The organism is Brevibacillus sp. Leaf182 (genome assembly GCF_001423865.2).
Classification (GTDB): domain Bacteria; phylum Bacillota; class Bacilli; order Brevibacillales; family Brevibacillaceae; genus Brevibacillus; species Brevibacillus brevis_C.
The window spans coordinates 375856-392739 of sequence record NZ_LMPN02000023.1 but is presented as its reverse complement, the minus strand read 5'-3'; the positions used below and the strand labels follow the sequence as shown (position 1 = coordinate 392739).

Annotated in this window: 13 protein-coding genes and 2 pseudogenes; 5 read left to right on the top strand and 10 right to left on the bottom strand. The window is 45.5% G+C overall.

Going from position 1 to position 16884, the window contains the following annotated elements; all coding sequences use genetic code 11:
• Positions 1-183 precede the first annotated feature (183 nt).
• The gene (locus ASG16_RS15265) at positions 184-1554 is read left to right on the top strand and encodes an amino acid permease (RefSeq protein ID WP_056496555.1); all 1371 of its coding nucleotides are present in this window, start codon (positions 184-186) and stop codon (positions 1552-1554) included.
• A 336-nt stretch (positions 1555-1890) separates the two neighbouring features.
• A complete protein-coding gene (locus ASG16_RS15255) occupies positions 1891-3720 on the top strand; it encodes an adenine deaminase (protein ID WP_056496560.1) in 1830 nt (609 codons plus the stop codon).
• Positions 3721-3775: 55 nt separating this feature from the next.
• Here the strand turns inward: ASG16_RS15255 and ASG16_RS15250 are convergent, their stop codons facing one another.
• Positions 3776-4483, bottom strand: coding sequence for a MerR family DNA-binding transcriptional regulator (locus ASG16_RS15250; RefSeq protein ID WP_056496562.1), 708 nt, complete (start codon positions 4481-4483; stop codon positions 3776-3778).
• A 162-nt stretch (positions 4484-4645) separates the two neighbouring features.
• On the opposite strand from ASG16_RS15250, the gene ASG16_RS15245 reads away from it, so the two are divergent.
• Positions 4646-5281, top strand: coding sequence for a DUF5701 family protein (locus ASG16_RS15245; protein WP_056496565.1), 636 nt, complete (start codon positions 4646-4648; stop codon positions 5279-5281).
• 24 nt (positions 5282-5305) lie between these two features.
• Here the strand turns inward: ASG16_RS15245 and ASG16_RS15240 are convergent, their stop codons facing one another.
• The gene (locus ASG16_RS15240) at positions 5306-5908 is read right to left on the bottom strand and encodes an MSMEG_1061 family FMN-dependent PPOX-type flavoprotein (protein WP_056496568.1); all 603 of its coding nucleotides are present in this window, start codon (positions 5906-5908) and stop codon (positions 5306-5308) included.
• A 114-nt stretch (positions 5909-6022) separates the two neighbouring features.
• Entirely contained in the window at positions 6023-7903 is a 1881-nt protein-coding gene (gene htpG / locus ASG16_RS15235) for a molecular chaperone HtpG (RefSeq protein WP_056496570.1), read from the bottom strand.
• Positions 7904-8133: 230 nt separating this feature from the next.
• Here htpG and ASG16_RS15230 point away from each other — a divergent pair.
• Positions 8134-8712 (top strand): annotated as a pseudogene (locus ASG16_RS15230) (arginase family protein).
• An 83-nt stretch (positions 8713-8795) separates the two neighbouring features.
• On the opposite strand, the gene ASG16_RS15225 reads toward ASG16_RS15230, so the two are convergent.
• The 7 genes and pseudogenes from ASG16_RS15225 to ASG16_RS15190 form a co-directional block, all read right to left on the bottom strand.
• On the bottom strand, positions 8796-9959 hold the full coding sequence (locus ASG16_RS15225; protein ID WP_056496571.1) for a PstS family phosphate ABC transporter substrate-binding protein: 1164 nt from the start codon (positions 9957-9959) through the stop codon (positions 8796-8798).
• 81 nt (positions 9960-10040) lie between these two features.
• Positions 10041-10700 carry a type A chloramphenicol O-acetyltransferase gene (catA, locus tag ASG16_RS15220; protein WP_056496573.1) on the bottom strand — a complete coding sequence of 220 codons (660 nt, stop codon included), beginning with the start codon at positions 10698-10700 and terminating at the stop codon, positions 10041-10043.
• 333 nt (positions 10701-11033) lie between these two features.
• Positions 11034-11159, bottom strand: a pseudogene (locus ASG16_RS31235) (VOC family protein); the annotation flags it as partial.
• A gap of 51 nt (positions 11160-11210) precedes the next feature.
• Positions 11211-12590: a HAMP domain-containing sensor histidine kinase gene (locus tag ASG16_RS15205; RefSeq protein ID WP_056496576.1), complete on the bottom strand. Its 1380-nt coding sequence runs from the start codon at positions 12588-12590 to the stop codon at positions 11211-11213.
• Positions 12577-13284 (bottom strand): response regulator transcription factor, encoded by a 708-nt coding sequence (locus ASG16_RS15200; protein WP_198674226.1) that lies wholly within the window; start codon positions 13282-13284, stop codon positions 12577-12579. Before ASG16_RS15200 ends, ASG16_RS15205 begins: the two co-directional genes overlap by 14 nt.
• A 50-nt stretch (positions 13285-13334) precedes the next feature.
• A complete protein-coding gene (locus tag ASG16_RS15195) occupies positions 13335-15341 on the bottom strand; it encodes a serine hydrolase domain-containing protein (RefSeq protein ID WP_056496583.1) in 2007 nt (668 codons plus the stop codon).
• 144 nt (positions 15342-15485) lie between these two features.
• On the bottom strand, positions 15486-15902 hold the full coding sequence (locus ASG16_RS15190) for a VOC family protein (protein WP_056497383.1): 417 nt from the start codon (positions 15900-15902) through the stop codon (positions 15486-15488).
• A gap of 217 nt (positions 15903-16119) precedes the next feature.
• On the opposite strand from ASG16_RS15190, the gene ASG16_RS15185 reads away from it, so the two are divergent.
• Positions 16120-16857, top strand: coding sequence for a cyclase family protein (locus tag ASG16_RS15185; protein WP_056496586.1), 738 nt, complete (start codon positions 16120-16122; stop codon positions 16855-16857).
• Positions 16858-16884: the final 27 nt, after the last annotated feature.

The following is a 16884-nucleotide window of genomic DNA, read 5'->3' as shown; positions in this document are numbered from 1 at the left end:
CTCCTTGTTCAAAGGAGCCAACACTTCCAAAATGTCCCTATTTCGTTCATAATTAAAAGCTTTTTTTCTATAAAAATAAATAAACATATGTGAAACAACTATAGTTATGTTAATATGAACATTATCTGTTTGATAAAAATCTAAAAATTAAAAACTAACTAAAAATAGAAAGAGGTGGATCGTATGCAGGATCAAAAATTGGAGAGAGGTCTAAAAAACAGACACGTACAACTCATCGCGATCGGTGGAGCAATCGGAACAGGATTATTTTTGGGCGCAGGAAAATCGATTCATTTGGCCGGCCCATCCATCTTATTTGCTTACTTGATTACGGGCATCATCTGCTTTTTAATCATGCGCTCACTCGGGGAGCTCCTCTTGAGCAATTTGAATTACCATTCTTTTGTGGATTTCGTCAAAGATTATCTGGGGAATATGGCCGCATTTGTCACGGGTTGGACTTACTGGTTTTGCTGGATTTCGATCGCCATGGCTGACCTGACAGCGGTTGGTCTGTATACGCAATACTGGTTTCCGGAAATACCGCAGTGGATGCCAGGCTTAATTGCCCTCGTGATTTTGTTAATCATGAACCTGGCTACGGTGAAGCTTTTTGGAGAAATGGAATTTTGGTTCGCGCTCGTAAAGGTCATCGCGATTCTCGCCCTGATTTTTGTCGGTATCTTCATGATCATCAAGGGCTTTTCTACGAATGCAGGTGCATCTAGCTTCACGAATCTCTGGAGTCATGGTGGTATGTTCCCGAACGGCTTTAATGGGTTCCTTCTTTCCTTCCAGATGGTCGTGTTCGCATTTGTTGGGATCGAGCTCGTCGGGCTGACAGCCGGTGAAACAGAAGACCCAAAACGAGTCATTCCAAAAGCGATTAACCAAATCCCGATTCGGATTTTGATTTTCTACGTTGGCGCACTCATCGTCATCATGAGCATTTATCCTTGGAACGCGATCAACCCGTTGGAGAGTCCATTCGTGCAGGTCTTCGCAGCGATTGGCATTGCAGCCGCTGCCGGTATCGTCAACTTCGTGGTACTGACATCCGCCGCTTCCGCATGTAATAGCGCCATTTTCAGTACAAGCCGGATGGTTTACTCCTTGGCCAAAGAAAAGAATGCACCTGTGCCCCTTACGAAACTGACTGCCAACAAGGTCCCGGCTAATGCACTATTCTTTTCGACGGTTGTCATTCTGATCGCAGTCGTATTGAACTACGTCATGCCTGAGGGCGTATTTACACTGATCACTAGCGTTTCGACTGTTTGCTTTATCTTTATTTGGGGAATCACCGTCATCTGTCATTTGAAATATCGCAAAACGAGACCAGATTTAGCAAAAGCGAATTCGTTTAAAATGCCGCTCTATCCTTTTGCCAACTACCTGATCCTGGCATTCCTTGCCTTCATTCTGGTCGTGCTGGCTCTAGCGGAAGATACACGAGTCGCCTTGTTCATCACACCTGTGTGGTTTATTTTACTCGTTGCGATTTACAAACTTCGGAAAACGAAGACAAATGAAATAGAAGTAGCAGAACACTAAGCAGCGCCTCCTGTTTTCACTTTCAAAATCAGTGAAAATGGGAGGTGCTTTATTTTAAAATGTCCTCGCGTTGCTCCCCTTCAAATACCCCTTCGATCACAAGACCCTTTTTGCATTTGAGATAGTACATAAACGGAATGCCCCATCCAAAGCCCCGATTGAAACACCAGCTCCCACGCACAGCTTTAGGTAGGACGATATTTTTATGTATGTGACTTTTACTCTTGTCATCCACTGCACCTTCTTTTTCAATTTTTTCAAAAGAAAACTAGCTTCCTTCCGCTTCGATGTGTACGATATGTAAAAAACCAAATCCAGCATGAGGTGATAGTAAACATGACACAGCAGCATTCGTCCTTTGCAAGACCTCCACTTGCAGATTGCATTCCTGATCTCGTTGCCTTTTCCAGAGGGGAGAAAAAAGCGACCCTCTTCATCCATAACGGCACTCTCGTCAATGTTCTCTCCGGTGAAATCTTGCCGAATATGTCCGTGGCTGTCGTTGGCACCCGTATCGCCTATGTCGGTCCTTTTGTGGAAGGGATGACGGATGAATCCACCAGGATCATTGATGCAAAAGGAAAGTATATGGCTCCAGGACTGTTGGACGGGCACTGTCATATCGAAAGTAGCATGCTGTCCGTGACGCAGTTCGCCAATGCGGTATTGCCGCTCGGAACGACAGGCGGCTTTTTCGATGCGCATGAGATCTCGAATGTTCTCGGTCTACCTGGTTTGCGCATCATGCTGGACGAGGCGAGACAAACTCCGATGGCTGCTTACATGCAGGTCGCTTCCTGCGTCCCTTCAACGGATGCTTCTTTTGAAACGGCTGGGGCAGAATTCGGGCCAGCGGAGGTCGCGGAAGCATTGAGCTGGGGACCAGATATGATCGCACTCGGAGAAGTCATGAATTTCCCGGGTGTCGTGTACGGAGATCCGAAAATGATTGGAGAGATTCAAGCGACACTGCGGGCAGGAAAAGTAGTGGATGGTCACTATACGTGGCCGTCAAGTGACCCGCGTCTGGCTGCTTATGCCGCTGCGGGTGTAACCGGCTGCCATGAATGTGTGACCAGCGAAGATGTCGCACAGCGCGTACGCCTCGGCATGTATGCCAAAATGCGCCGCGGCTCTGCCTGGCACGATGTTGCAGCAACGATCAAAGCACACACTGAACAGGGCATTGACTCCCGCCGGATGATGCTCGTGTCCGATGACCGCATCTGTGATTCGTTGAAAGAAGAAGGACATATGAACTTCATCGTCAGACACGCGATCTCGCAAGGGGTAAAGCCCGTTACTGCCTTCCAGATGGCGACCATCAATACAGCAGAACGATTCGGTGTCGCAAGAGATGTAGGCTCAATCGCACCGGGTATTATCGCTGATATCATTTTGCTCGACGGAAATCTAGCTGATGTAAATGTCGTAACGACGATCGCGCGTGGTGAAGTAGTGGCGGAAAACGGTGAAATGACGCTGGAACTTCCTCCGTTCCCGTACCCTGCGTTTGCTGTCAACTCTGTGAAAATCAAGGCTGAGCTCACTCCATCTGACTTCATCATCAAGACCCCTGTTCCGTCTGGGACGATCAAGACGCGCGTCGCTGTTGTCCGCGAAAATCACGTAGAGACGGACGAAGTGTTTGTCGATGTGGCTGTCGCAAATGGCGAGCTACAGATTACGCCCGAGAGCACCTTGTGCAAAATGGCTGTTTTCGAACGCCATGGGAAAACAGGTGGCTCTGGCATCGGGATTGTCGGCAATGTCGGATTTAACCAGCCAGCAGCGATTGCCATGACGGTCGCCCATGACTGCCATAACGTGCTTGTCATTGGAAACGACGATGAGCGGATGGCACAAGCAGCCAATGCTGTGATCAGCATGCAAGGCGGTATCGCTGTCGTAACTGGAGACGGCGAAATTGTGGAGCTTCCGCTGCGGTTAGCTGGACTGATGTCGACCGAGCCTTATGAAACAGTTGTGCAGCAATCCATGGAAATTAGCCAAGCCTTGGTGAAGGCGGGCTGCACGATGAACTACGCCTTTATGACGTTGTCCTTGCTTGCTCTGGTCGTCATTCCGACCTTGCACATATCGGATACGGGCTTGATTCGCATTTCAGATGCGGGATTTGAGCGAGTATCACTGTTTGTGGAATAACGATGACATCCCCTCTTTTGCGAATGTGCAGGAGAGGGTTTTCTCTTTTGGCATCTCATTCTTCGACCAACTTAACCACTTTGCATAATTGATAGAAATAGAAAACCCCACGCGTTTGTACGAGATTCATCTGATCCAGATAGCGCAACGTTTCCAAAGCAATGTTTCGCGCCTCTCTCACATCCTCTTCATTCATGTTCGTGATGGCATCCTTTAGCTCCACAACCGATAAGGAATAGACAGCAGGTCGCAGCGTACGCAGCAGCATGATTTTGCGGATTTGCGAGCGATTGAAGAGACGGTAGCCATTTTTCTCATCGCGGGATGTCGTAATGAGTCCAACCTTCTCCCAGTGGCGGATGGTTGAGCTGGGCAATGAAGTCATAGTTGCTACCTCTCCAATCGTCATCCATTCGCTGCTTCCAGCTTCCTCCCCCTTCCCTGCTTGCCTGTCTTCAAGCATTGCCACGTTTCGCTCGGCTAACTGCTTGTCCCGTTGCAAATGAGCCTGTACCTCATTCACACGCCACATAGCAGCCTGCAACTGTCTATCCTGGATCAGCCGCACCACCTGCGCCGTAACTTCCATCCCAAAGCCAGGAGACATGGCTTGAATACATGTAAAATAAGCGACGTGTTCCTCCGTATACTTCCTGTAGCCGCTCTCTGACCGCTCCACAGGCGGAACCAGCCCATGCGCTTCATAATTGCGCAAGGCACTTGTACTCAGCTTTAGCTTACGTGCAATATCAATGGGACGCATGGCAGCTAGCCTCCTTCCTGATTTTCTTCCATAAAGATTAAAGCTTAGTTATAAAGTTACTTCAATCCGAATCTGCTTTATTCCTTTTCTTTTGGGTAAACCTTTTAATTAGCACCAATGTTGTAAGATGAATGTGACAAGTGGAAGGAGGCGCATTACCCCATGCACAAAGCTGAATTCGAACGGCAACTGACAACGCTCATTCAAAAGGGCTATCCTGAAATGGCGGGCATGACAGCAGATGAGTTTAGGAAAAATCTGGCCCCGCTGCAACCACTGGCAGAAGCTCTCCCCATACGAGAAGACGACCAGCAAGAGGGCCTCGTCCCCTTTGTTCTCGTTGTGAAAGGTGATTGGTTCGACGGAGAAAAAGCGATGCAAGCCATCGAGCGGAAAAAGAAAGCTGGCTTCAGTGTCATGGATGCAGAAGAAATCCGGCGGTTTACACCTATCGAGGGCATCGAGATTCCTACAGGAATGGCTTACCTGATGACCGGAATAGATACGGGAAAAGAGACGCTGAACATCACACCTAATGACGCTATGCCCATCCTCTTGGAGCAACAGCGTTCCCCTCTCACACTGGAGGAAGGGATTGCCCTGATCACTCACTTCCCGGATCGGGTAAAGAAAAATAACGGCTTTTCACTGCTCGGCTCCCGTTGTGGCGACCGACGCGTAACGGCCATGTGGATCAGCGAAAATAAACCAAAGCTAGGCTGGTGCTGGGCCGGCAATCCACATACATGGCTCGGTTCGGCTTCTTGCCAAGCTCGTTTGGACGAAAAAAAACCTTGAAGCATTTTCAAGGTTTTTTCTTTCTTATTCTTTTTCATTCAAATGAACGCCATTTATTTTCAAATGAGCGCGAAACATTTCCAGCATCGAAGGCATCGCCTCTTTTTCTGGCCATGAATCCGTCTTCCACAGGCCTGCTTGTTTAAATGCGCGCGGGCAATGGAGGAAGCACTCCTCTACCTTCACGATCACGCCTATGCCGCTTGTTTTGCCCTTCCATTCTTGCGCGGCGAGTAGCTCTGTATCTTTTGTAATCCGGGCTGATCCGTTAATTCTCAACACTTCTTCCAGACCAGGAATCAGGAAAATCATACCCACCTGCGGATTTGCGATGATATTCAGTAAAGAGTCGACCCGTCTGTTCCCCATTCGCTCTGGAAAAATAATATGGTGCTCATCCAGCACTTTAACGAAGCCCGGCTCGTCGCCTCGCGGGGAAACGTCACATCTGCCTGAAGAATCTGCTGTAGACAAGAAAAACAACGGCGACATGGACACGTAATGGATCACATGCGACTCTACCTGCGCGATGCTTTTTTTCACAACCGCCTCGTGCGGTTCTCCTACAAGGCTTTTCAGCTCTTCTGCACTGGTGATGAGATCTTTTACTTCCAACGGATTCCACATAGGTTCTACTCTCCTCTCTTTATGTATATCCTTGCGTTCCATCATAAATCTCTTGTATTGGGAAAATCAATGCGAAAAAAAAGAGGATGCTGGAATCGCATCCCCTGTTTTGCCTTACACCATCACTTTGCAAATGTCGTTCGTAAACTCCACCGGGTCTTGAATCGGCAAGCCTTCGATCAAGAGAGCCTGATTGTACAGGAGGGCGGTATACAGATTGACCTTTTCCTTGTCCGTGTCAAAGGCACCTTTCAATGACTGGAATACCGCATGGTTCACATTGATCTCCAGTACCTTGTCCGCCTTCACATTCGGATTGTTCGGCATCGCATTCAAGATTTTTTCCATTTCAATCGTCACATCACCCTCTGTCGACAAGCAGACAGGGTGTGACTTCAAACGCTTGGAAGCTTTTACGGCTTTAACTTTTCCTTCGAGCAGCGATGCCATATAGTCGAACAGCTCTTTGTTGTTCTCGTTTTCGGCTTCGGCTGCTTTTTCTTCTTCGCCCGGTTCGATTCCCAAATCGCCGCTCGATACCGATTTGAATTCTTTTTCCTTGTAGTTCATCATCATTTTGATCGCGAACTCATCGACGTCATCTGTGAAGTACAGGATTTCGTAGCCTTTCTCGGATACGAGCTCTGTTTGCGGCAGCTTTTCGATTCGTTCGATCGACTCGCCGGATGCATAGTAGATGTACTTTTGATCTTCTGGCATTCTCTCAACGTACTCTTCTAGCGTCACCAGCTTTTTCTCTTTGGAAGAGTAGAACATCAACAGGTCTTGCAGCGTTTCTTTATGCGTTCCGTAGTCGCTGTACATGCCGTATTTTAGCTGTCTGCCAAATGAATTGTAGAACAGCTCGTATTTTTCCCGCTCTGTTTTCAGCAAGCTTTGCAACTGGCTTTTGATTTTGCTCGTGATGTTTTTCGCAATCAGCTTCAATTGACGGTCATGCTGGAGCATCTCACGGGAAATGTTGAGCGACAGGCTCTCGGAGTCAACCATCCCTTTGACAAAGCTGAAGTAGTCTGGAAGCAGGTCCGCGCATTTGTTCATGATCAGTACACCGTTGGCATACAGCTCCAGACCTTTTTCGTACTCCTTCGAGTAATAATCAAATGGCATGCTCTCCGGGATGTACAAAATCGCCTGATAAACAACGGCTCCATCTGCACTGATGTGAATGTGCGCCAGCGGCTTGTCGAAGCCGTAATGCTTGCTCGCATAAAACTGCTCGTAATCCTCAGTCGTCAGCTCGCTTTTATTTTTTCGCCAAATCGGAACCATGCTGTTCACAATTTGTTCTTCCGTCACTTGTTCATACTCGTTTTCGCTGCCCTCTTTTGGCTTATGCTGCGTAACGTCCATTTTGATCGGGTAACGAATAAAGTCAGAGTACTTTTTGATAATCGCTTTTAAACGGTACTCTTCCAAAAACTCATCGTAGTTCTCTTCTTCTGTATTCTCCTTGATTTCGAGAATGATTTCGGTCCCGACAGAATCTTTGTGATAAGGCTCGATCGTGTAGCCATCCGCACCGCTGGACTCCCATTTGTATCCACTGTCGCTGCCCAGTGCCTTACTGATGACCGTAACCTTGTCGGCAACCATGAAAGCCGAGTAGAAGCCTACGCCGAATTGACCAATGATGTTGTAGCCATCCTTTGCGTCGTTTTCTTTTTTGAACGCCAACGAGCCGCTCTTCGCAATGACACCCAGATTATTTTCCAGTTCATCCTGCGTCATGCCGATCCCGGTATCTGTCAGGGTCAAAGTTCTGGTATCTTTGTTAACCGCTATTTTGATGAAATAGTTCTCTTTATCAAACACCAATTGATCATCGACGAGCGATTTGTAGTACATTTTGTCAATCGCATCACTAGAATTGGAAATCAACTCACGCAAAAAGATTTCCTTTTGTGTGTAAATAGAATGGATCATCATTTCCAACAAACGTGTAGATTCTGCTTGGAACTGCTTTTTTTCCATGAAATACCCACCCTTCCGGACTTCTTATGTATTCCTCTTCAATTTTAGCACTCTCGTCTCGCGAGTGCTATTTACTATTTTTATAACAGTCTTAGATTTTTCTGTCAATATGAACTAGCTGTTCAAGTTACACTATCCTTTTCGATAGTACCTATCATTAAAGAGCGTACTACTTATTTATTTTTGGTCAGTCTATACTAGCCTTACTTTGAAGAAAAGGAGAGACAACCATTACGAAAAAAACAATACGCCTGTTAATGGCGCAATGGCAAGGGGGAAATAACCCTAACTACTCTCTTGGAGCCGAGTTGCTTGCGTGGCTAGCTCCGGACAATGATCAACCGCTTATTCATATACCAGTTCGAGCTTATGATGGAACTCCGCTTGAAAACGAGAACGGTATTTATGGGAGAAAACAACTACTTGAACAAGTAGAGGCTGCTCATCATATCATTGATGCTCACAGTGATTTGGTTAGGATTGTTGGGTATGACTACGGACATACATTACCTCTTGGGAATCTTTTGGGAGAAGGAGATGAAGAGTTCGCAAAACATGTGGAAATCCCTCTAAAGCCTGAAAATATCTTTATGGCGGGATTAGAAGCTCCTACAGAGTAAGATTCAGAAATCATTCAAAGGCTAGGTATTAAAACAGCAGGAACAATGCAAATCCCTCAACTACTTCATCTGATGAAAGAACTATCTGAAGAAACAGATGTAGTTGGATTAGGTATTACTGAGCATATGCCCTGGGATTCTATTAACTTGAAGAAACTGCTTGGAGAAATACCTATGTTAAGTAAGTAAAGTTCAAGAGCTTGAGAATGAAGATGGAGAGAAACAGAAACCCTCGGGTCAATTGCCCAAGGGTCTCCTTTACTTGCTACTTATTATTTCACTGGAATATAACCCGTTTTTTCTACTAATTCTTGTCCCTGTGGAGACAAAATCCATTCGATCAGTTTCTCTGCATTCGGATTGTCCGTCCCAGCAGTCACTGCATAAAACTCGGCCGCAAACGGATACGCTCTGTTTTTTATCGTTTCCTTATTAGGCGTTACCCCATCTATTGCGAGTAGACGAATGTTTCCATTTCGCACCATCTCCGTGGCATAAAACAAGAACGAGTAACCGATGGCATTCGAATAATTTTTGTAGTTGGCTGTTTGCTCGATGATTCCACCCATTCCTGTTACCACGTCTTCTTGCGGCGCGGTCATGAGCTCTTTATCTCCCATGATCTTCTGGAGCATCGTCTGACTTCCGCTATTTTCAGGACGCTGAAAGGCGCGAATAAACTCATACCCGCCCCCGACTTCATCCCAGGAAATGATGTCTCCCGCATAGATACCCCGAATCTGCTGGGTAGTGAGACCCTGAACAGAATTCTCTGCATGGACAAAAAAGACAAAGGCTTCTCTTCCGATTGGTGTCAGTTTTAGCTCTACGCCTTTTTCTTTTGCTGCTAAAAGCTGTTCCTCAGAAGGACCTGCTGCAAAGATGATATCGACTTTTCCATCCAGTAAGTTTTCGTACGCATTTGGCGTCTTACTTACCATGACTTCGCTGTCGTAAAGGTCGTAATCTTTCTCGGGATAAACAGCCTGCACAAAGGAAGCGTACAGCGGATATAAAGCCGTCGCCCCATCTATTTTGGGCAAATCAGACTGTAACGACAGTGTCGCAGGTTGATCAAGCTTTTGAATTTTAGAGTCTGCACCAAACGGTTTATACTGTTCCAGATCGACCTCTGCCTCACTGACCACAGGAATGCTGTTATGGTAATAGCTGCTGATCTCATATCCTGCAACGGGCAGCGTACAAAAGAGAAAATAAACAAAGAGGGCTCGGTTCCATAACCGACTCTTTTGTGGGGCGAACATTTGTCCGATGATGTAAATGATAAAAACAACTGTTGTGACAGCGACAAGAAGGGAATAAACTCTTCCCTCTGCGTTCAGGGCAGTCATCACCACCGCCACGACTCCGATCACAGTGATAATCGCACCCAAAACGATACAGCCGAAGATTTTCCCTACCAATTCTTTATTCATTCCTTCTCCTCCCAATTCTCCTATCGTTATTATAAATGATTGGAAGAGATTAGGAAGGAGAAGCATACCAAACGAGCCAATTCACTCGACACCTAACCATTCCTTGTAAGTTGTTGCCCAATTTTGCAAGTCATTGATGAACAGACTGGCGTGATAGCCATCACAAACCGCATGATGGACTTGTAAAGAAACAGGCAATAACGTTTTGCCTTCTTGCTCGAAATACTTTCCACTTGTAATGATTGGAAGCAAATACCGCCCATCTCCCGAGATATTCAGATTAAATCCACTGAAGCTAACCCAGGGAATACACGAGACAGGGAACGTATAAGGCGGTTCCAGTTCTTTCGCCACAAGACCTTTGTTGTCCCCGTACTGTTTCATATCCGCTACGTAATTTTGATAAAAAATAGGGAACTCGTCAGCGAATTCCGTCCACATCGTAGAAAAAGTTTGATCGTCCTGGTGAAAAAAAGTATAGCTGGGTATCATGCTCTCCCAATAGCCCAACTCGCCATTCGCATGAAAGGAAGTTCGAAATTCACGATGCGCATTGACAACATTTGTCACCATATACAGAAAAGCCGGATACAGCTTCATCCCCTTTTGCCGTAGAGCGGGGAGCAATTCCGTTATATCTATATTGGCAGTCATACTGAAGGTGCAATTCACTCGGTTCAGATAATGCTCGAAATAAGGCTTTCTGCTCCAATTATTTAGATCGATTCGCTGAAATTTCATTGGGTATCCCTCCTAAAATCGAAAACATGATGATTTTAGGAGGTGATTTTGCGTGTCCTTTTCATAACACCATCCCCTTCTCCAATCCTGCCTTACCCCTCCAGCATACCATTTGCATCTCTTCCTGACATCAGCCTGTGTAGTGTATAGCTGTACACGATCCACTCACACGAGCGGAGGCAGTGGTGATGCTACACCGTACTTACAACGTCTTATTAGCGGACGGTTCTCTCTCAACTTATACGAGTAAATAATCCGCGCCCACACTCTCATTTTGGAAAAGGAGCCCCCATTTGGAAGGCTCCTTTTCCAGTCATTGTACCTTTACTCCATCTATATTTTGCTCATATCCATATACAGCACAGTCCAGCGATGACCATCCAAATCAGCGAACCCCGCCCCATACATTCCCGGACACTGCTCCCGAGGCTCACTAAAAACAAAGCACCCAGCCTGTACCACCTAACGCACTAATAGATGATAAAAACGACCGTCGTGACAGCCAACCTCTCATTCAAGAGGCAAAGTTATTTTAAAAAGAGTCGTATACCGTTGATTTCTTTCCAAATGAATGGTCCCCTGATGTAACGTTATAATTTTTTTACAAATGGCTAGACCGAGTCCGGTGCTATCTTTCACAGGATTACTCCCTTTTATGAACTCTTCAAAAATGTGTTCCCTAACATTCTCTTGAACACCTGTACCGTTATCACCCAACCACAGAACAACGCCGGTCTCTATTTTCTCGCATGAAACGAATAGCTGCGTTCCCGGCGGATTATGTTTTAGCGAGTTACCGATCAAATTCGTAATAACGCGGTTCATATGCATTTTGTCGAACATGACAAACAGCGGCTCCTCTGGAATTTTCACTTCCAACTGAAATCCCCTATCTTCTATTTCCGGATAAAATTCCGCAACAAGTTGCATAAACCACTTACTAATATTCACCTTTTCTTGATCCAGTCTCACGTGCTGGTCTTCCAGCTTTGCCAGTTCGAACAAATTTTGAATCAAATGGGCCATATAAGACGATTTGTCGTTAATATATTGAACATACTGACGCCTTTGCTCTTCTTCTAGCTCCGGCCTATCCAGCAACAACTGAGAATACCCGAATACAGAGGTAATCGGTGTTTTCAGATCATGAGACAAATGCAACAGCATGTTTCTTTTGTTGTTCGCTACCGCTTCTTTCTCTGCAGAGGTCTGCTGTAGTCGTTCTGCCATTCCGTTAAATGCTTCTCGGATTTCTGCAAATTCCATTTCAGCCGAAAATGTAAGCCTCTTCTGATAATTGAAGCCTTCCATCTCTTTAATGCCCTCTACAATTTGCCGGAGAGGCTTCTTCATCTGCAAGACGGAGTACCGGGTGTAGAAATAAAGGGCGATGAACAACAGAACGACAAACAACGCTATTAAGATTCCAAGCGCCAATGATATAATTTCCGACCGCTCAGGAATTTTCCATAACAGAACATAGTTTTCACCCTCTGGCCCTTGCGCTTGATAGGCATGGTAGAAAATTGAATCATCATTTCGCAGTATGTCCACTTTAGCGTACAGCATTCCATCGTTATATGTCATGATATTGTCTTCCTTGTTGCCTTTTACATAGATGACTGTCCCCGATTCATCCACGATCTCGAACCAGCCGCCGTACTCGTCTAACAACCGACCATCAATCTTTTCAAAAGGGTACTGGTATATTTTACTGCCGTCCACTCGGGTCAAATCAGGAGATTTATCAAAATAGTTGTCCATCAACAGGTCTGTCCCCAAAAGAGCAATCATAATCGTGCATAAGAACAAACCGCTTATCACAACATAGTGCCGAAAAAACAGTTGTTTTAACGGCCGCTTGTCGGGGATGCTCTCATTTTTTTTCAAAACGGTAGCCTAACCCCCTGATCGTAATAAGATAAACTGGCTTTCTTGGGTTATCCTCAATCTTCTCCCTGAGTTTGCTGATATAGACCATGATGAGGTTTTCATCCCCTATGTATTCCTGCCCCCAAACATGCTCGTAAATGGATGCTTTTGTAAAAACTCTCCCCGCATGCTTCATCAGTAAAGACAAAATCTTGAACTCGTACGATGTCACTTCTTTCTGCTGTCCACTTTTGTACAGCTTACAGCTCACCAAATCGAGCATGACATCACCAATTTGTATGATTTCATGGTTCTGCTTTTCACCTTTAGAAAATACATCCATTCTTCTGAATAACGCTTGAACTCTGCTGACGACTTCTATGGGGTTAAAAGGCTTCCCCACATAGTCGTCAGCGCCAAGCTGCAGTCCAATAATTTTATCCATATCGTCCGATTTCGCGGACAGGAACAAAAACGGAACTTCGGAAATATGTCGCATCTTTTTTAATAACTCGTATCCATCCATCATCGGCATCATAATATCAGCAATAACCAGATCGATTTGCACGTTTGAGAATACAGCCAGCGCATCAACCCCATTACCTGCTTCATAAGTAGCAAACCCGTAATTTTTCAAATAAATACTGAGTAGTTCACGAATTTGTGCTTCATCGTCGATGATCAGTATCGTTTTGATTGTACTTCCCTCCATCGCCTCATGTCTCAACGAAGCACAAACAAGAAATCACGGCTTGTTGTACACTAAAATAATTGGTCTGCGAACCGAGATAGTAACGCAGCCGCTTCTTTCCTTACCATCAGCTGCTCTGATTTATAATCGAGACTGCCATCTCTGCCTTTCACCACTTCTGGTCCGTATAATCCTTTTGCCACTACGAAATGGACTCCCTCTAAAGCCCAAGCATCTGTCCTACCACTCAACTTGGCTTTTTTCGGCTCTGCATGAAGATAGCCAAATGCCATGCGCCATACGATGGTTGCTGCTTCTTGACGCGTCAATGGCTCGTTCGGATAAAATTTGCCATCAACAGATGCTTTTAGTAAACCTAACTCGTAAGCTGCTTGAATTTCCCGCGCATACTTGTTACCTGAAAGATCCTTGTAAATCGGTTTATGCTTTGATGGGGCAATGCCACTCCACTTGATGAACCAGCCAACAAACTCTCCTTTTGTTATCTGTCGTTCGGGCGAAAAGCGATTGTCTCCTTCCATATCAGCAAAGACACCGATCTGCCTCAGGTGATAAATATAGGACGCATATGGATGGTCATTCTCCACATCCTGATAACGTTGCGACTCAGGCATTTTTTCTGCCCAACTATCTGATTTTAACTCGTAATAGAAAGCCTGCACATCTCCGTGATCGTTCAGCTTAAAAGCAGCTTTACTACCTTGTTCATCCTGGAATAAGAGTGGCTCCACCTCATATAGGACATGTTCTCCCAGCGAGTCTTTTACAATGAGTTTGCCGCCTTCAGCACGTATACGAGTCGTCCACATCCGGTTTCGCAAATCGCTGTATGTCCCTTCAAACTTCGTGAGTTCTTGTTTCGCTAACGCAAACGCTCCCCTTTTCTGCTCATTTTTCGGGTAGTAATGATCCATAAACGCTTTAATCAAAGGTATACGAATTTCGTAGTCCTTATTGACTGTAACAAATACTCCCACTTTTTCTTCCGGGATCAACCACATCCCGGTATGGTATCCTTGTAAATCCCCTGCTTTTTCAATAACATATTGTCCATTGTAATTTTGCTGGTTGGCATATTCGAAACCAAGCGCCATGTTATTCAGCTTTGGATGCACGGAAAGATGAGGTCTCTGCATTTCTGCCGCCGTTTCTTCTTCCATAATCGTCGCATTCCCAAGCTTTCCTTTATTGAGATGAGCAATCATGAATTTAGCCATATCAGAACCAGTTGAGAGCATTCCACCATCAGGAAGCTCAGTTGGTACCATTGCATAAGTCGGGATCGGCTGTCCGATAAGATTATAAGGCACAGCCAACTCTTTGACTATTGATGGCGTCAGTCGAAAATCACTATTTTCCATGCCAAGTGGCTTAAAGATGCGTTCCTGCACGTATTCTCCAAATGGTTTTCCTGCTACTTGTTCTACAACATAACCTTGAATGGTGAAGCCGAGGTTGTCATATCTGTAAAACTCTCCTGGCTTGCGAATGACATTTGGGAGATTGTCCATAACGAATTTCTTTAAAGAAACCTCCCGTTTCAAGTCGGTTGTTGAACCGTCAGAAGTGTCTCCAAAGTCAAATCCAGTGGAGTTCGTTAACAGATGTTTCATTGTAAGAGGAGTGCCTGTCTTATTCGGAATCTGGGCACCCCCCATATATGCGGATACATCTTTGTTCAAATCTATTTTTCCTTGCTCCGCCAATTGCATAACGGCTGTAGCTGTAATAACCTTGGATACTGACGCTACACGGAATACAGTCCGATCAGGATCGACCGGAATCTTCTTCTCTACATCCGCATATCCATACCCTTTTTTAAAAAGAACCTTGTCTCCTTTTACAACTACAAACGTAGCTCCTGCCATGTTGTTCTTAATTTCTGACTGGTTAAAAAATTCATCTGCAAATTGCTCTACCTCTCTCGGATCATCCGGCCCAGATACAGAAGATGCGAACACTTTGGTTGGAGAAACAACTCCGCTTACAAGGCTGACGCTCATAGTAGTTACAAGTACAGTCGCCATTAATGTCTGTAACTTCGAAAACATTTTCATAAGATTGCTCCTCTCCTTTACCCTTATTTCCTTCTCTAAAAGAGTAAACGACCAATCTTAATCGCATTTCTATACAACCTTAATAGAACATGAATTTTTTACTTGTTCATGCAAAAACCCCTGATTTCTCAGGGGTACGATTCTCTATTCTGTCGATATCAGTCTCATATCCATATACAGCACATTCCACCGATGACCATCCAAATCAGCGAAGCCTGCTCCGTACATCCCCGGACCATGCTCCCGCGGCTCACTGAAAACAGTGCCCCCAGCCTCTACCACCTGACGCATCAACTCATCCACTTCTTCCCTGCTCTCGGCATCGATCGAAAACAACACTTCTGTTCCACGCTTCGTATCTGCCAGCTCATTTTGCGTAAACGTTTGGAAGGTAGCCTCCGGGAACAGCATGATGAGCATGTTTTTTTCGCCAATCACCAAGCCCGCCATATCTTTGCTGTTCTCATGGCGAGGATGAAAAGAGAATCCGAGTGCGGCAAAAAACGATTTGGACTTTTCGAGGTCCTTGACGGGCAAATTGATCCAAAGCTCTTTTGTCATGGGAATTTCTCCTTCGCGTTTTGTTTGGATGATACTCATTCTTCTCCTTTAAGAATAGCAGAATCATGCACAAAGGCTTCTTCCCGATTGCTATTTTGCGTTAAACCATTCATTCATATTATTGCGATATTGACACTCGGAATTAGAACCGATAAAGTATTGGATAAACTTGGTTGTACAAGTGCGAAAATTCTAAAATCATTAACGAGGTGGGTACATGGCAAACGATTTGATTCAAGCAATTACCCTGTTAAAACAAAAGGAATGGGTAGATCTCACGCACACATTCGGTCCGGAATCTCCGCACTTCCATGCCTTTGACGCCGCCGAATTCCAAACGTTGTTCACACATGACGACGGCTTCTTTGCCCAGCGCTTCTCTTTTCCTGGACAGTACGGTACGCACTTGGATGCACCGATTCACTTTGTGCGCAACAAGCGTTACCTGGACGAGATCGAGCTGAAGGAACTCGTATTGCCGCTCGTCGTCATCGACAAATCAAAAGAGGCGGAAGCCAACAACGACTATTCGCTTTCCGTGGAAGACATCTTGCGTTTTGAAACCGAGCATGGACAAATCGAGAGCGGTTCCTTCGTCGCCTTGCGCACAGATTGGAGCAAACGCTGGCCAGATGTGGAAACCTTCAACAATAAGGATGCAGATGGCAACAACCACGCTCCGGGCTGGTCTTTGGAGGCTTTACAATTTTTATTCACGGAAAGACAAATCAAAGCAGTCGGTCACGAAACCTTCGATACGGATGCGACGATCGATTACCGAAAAAACGGGGCGCTTTTGGGTGAATATTTCGTGCTCGATCAAGACACCTATCAAGTTGAGCTGCTCAAAAATCTCGACAAGCTTCCGGCCAAAGGTGCTGTCATTGTAAACATTACACCAAAGCCTGAAAAAGCCTCCGGATTTCCTGTTCGTTCGTTTGCCATATTGCCTTAAACACAAAGCCGAGGAAACGCCAGGTAT

What these genes read in the sequence shown, in the direction of transcription:
- ASG16_RS15225 (WP_056496571.1), bottom strand. Translation starts at nt 9,959, where the DNA reads ATGAATAAAGAATTGGTAGGGAAAATCTTCGGCTGTATCGTTTTGGGT.
- ASG16_RS15255 (WP_056496560.1), top strand. Translation starts at nt 1,891, where the DNA reads ATGACACAGCAGCATTCGTCCTTTGCAAGACCTCCACTTGCAGATTGC.
- ASG16_RS15185 (WP_056496586.1), top strand. Translation starts at nt 16,120, where the DNA reads ATGGCAAACGATTTGATTCAAGCAATTACCCTGTTAAAACAAAAGGAA.
- ASG16_RS15240 (WP_056496568.1), bottom strand. Translation starts at nt 5,908, where the DNA reads ATGTGGAATCCGTTGGAAGTAAAAGATCTCATCACCAGTGCAGAAGAG.
- htpG (WP_056496570.1), bottom strand. Translation starts at nt 7,903, where the DNA reads ATGGAAAAAAAGCAGTTCCAAGCAGAATCTACACGTTTGTTGGAAATG.
- ASG16_RS15250 (WP_056496562.1), bottom strand. Translation starts at nt 4,483, where the DNA reads ATGCGTCCCATTGATATTGCACGTAAGCTAAAGCTGAGTACAAGTGCC.
- ASG16_RS15245 (WP_056496565.1), top strand. Translation starts at nt 4,646, where the DNA reads ATGCACAAAGCTGAATTCGAACGGCAACTGACAACGCTCATTCAAAAG.
- ASG16_RS15200 (WP_198674226.1), bottom strand. Translation starts at nt 13,284, where the DNA reads ATGGAGGGAAGTACAATCAAAACGATACTGATCATCGACGATGAAGCA.
- ASG16_RS15195 (WP_056496583.1), bottom strand. Translation starts at nt 15,341, where the DNA reads ATGAAAATGTTTTCGAAGTTACAGACATTAATGGCGACTGTACTTGTA.
- ASG16_RS15265 (WP_056496555.1), top strand. Translation starts at nt 184, where the DNA reads ATGCAGGATCAAAAATTGGAGAGAGGTCTAAAAAACAGACACGTACAA.
- ASG16_RS15190 (WP_056497383.1), bottom strand. Translation starts at nt 15,902, where the DNA reads ATGACAAAAGAGCTTTGGATCAATTTGCCCGTCAAGGACCTCGAAAAG.
- catA (WP_056496573.1), bottom strand. Translation starts at nt 10,700, where the DNA reads ATGAAATTTCAGCGAATCGATCTAAATAATTGGAGCAGAAAGCCTTAT.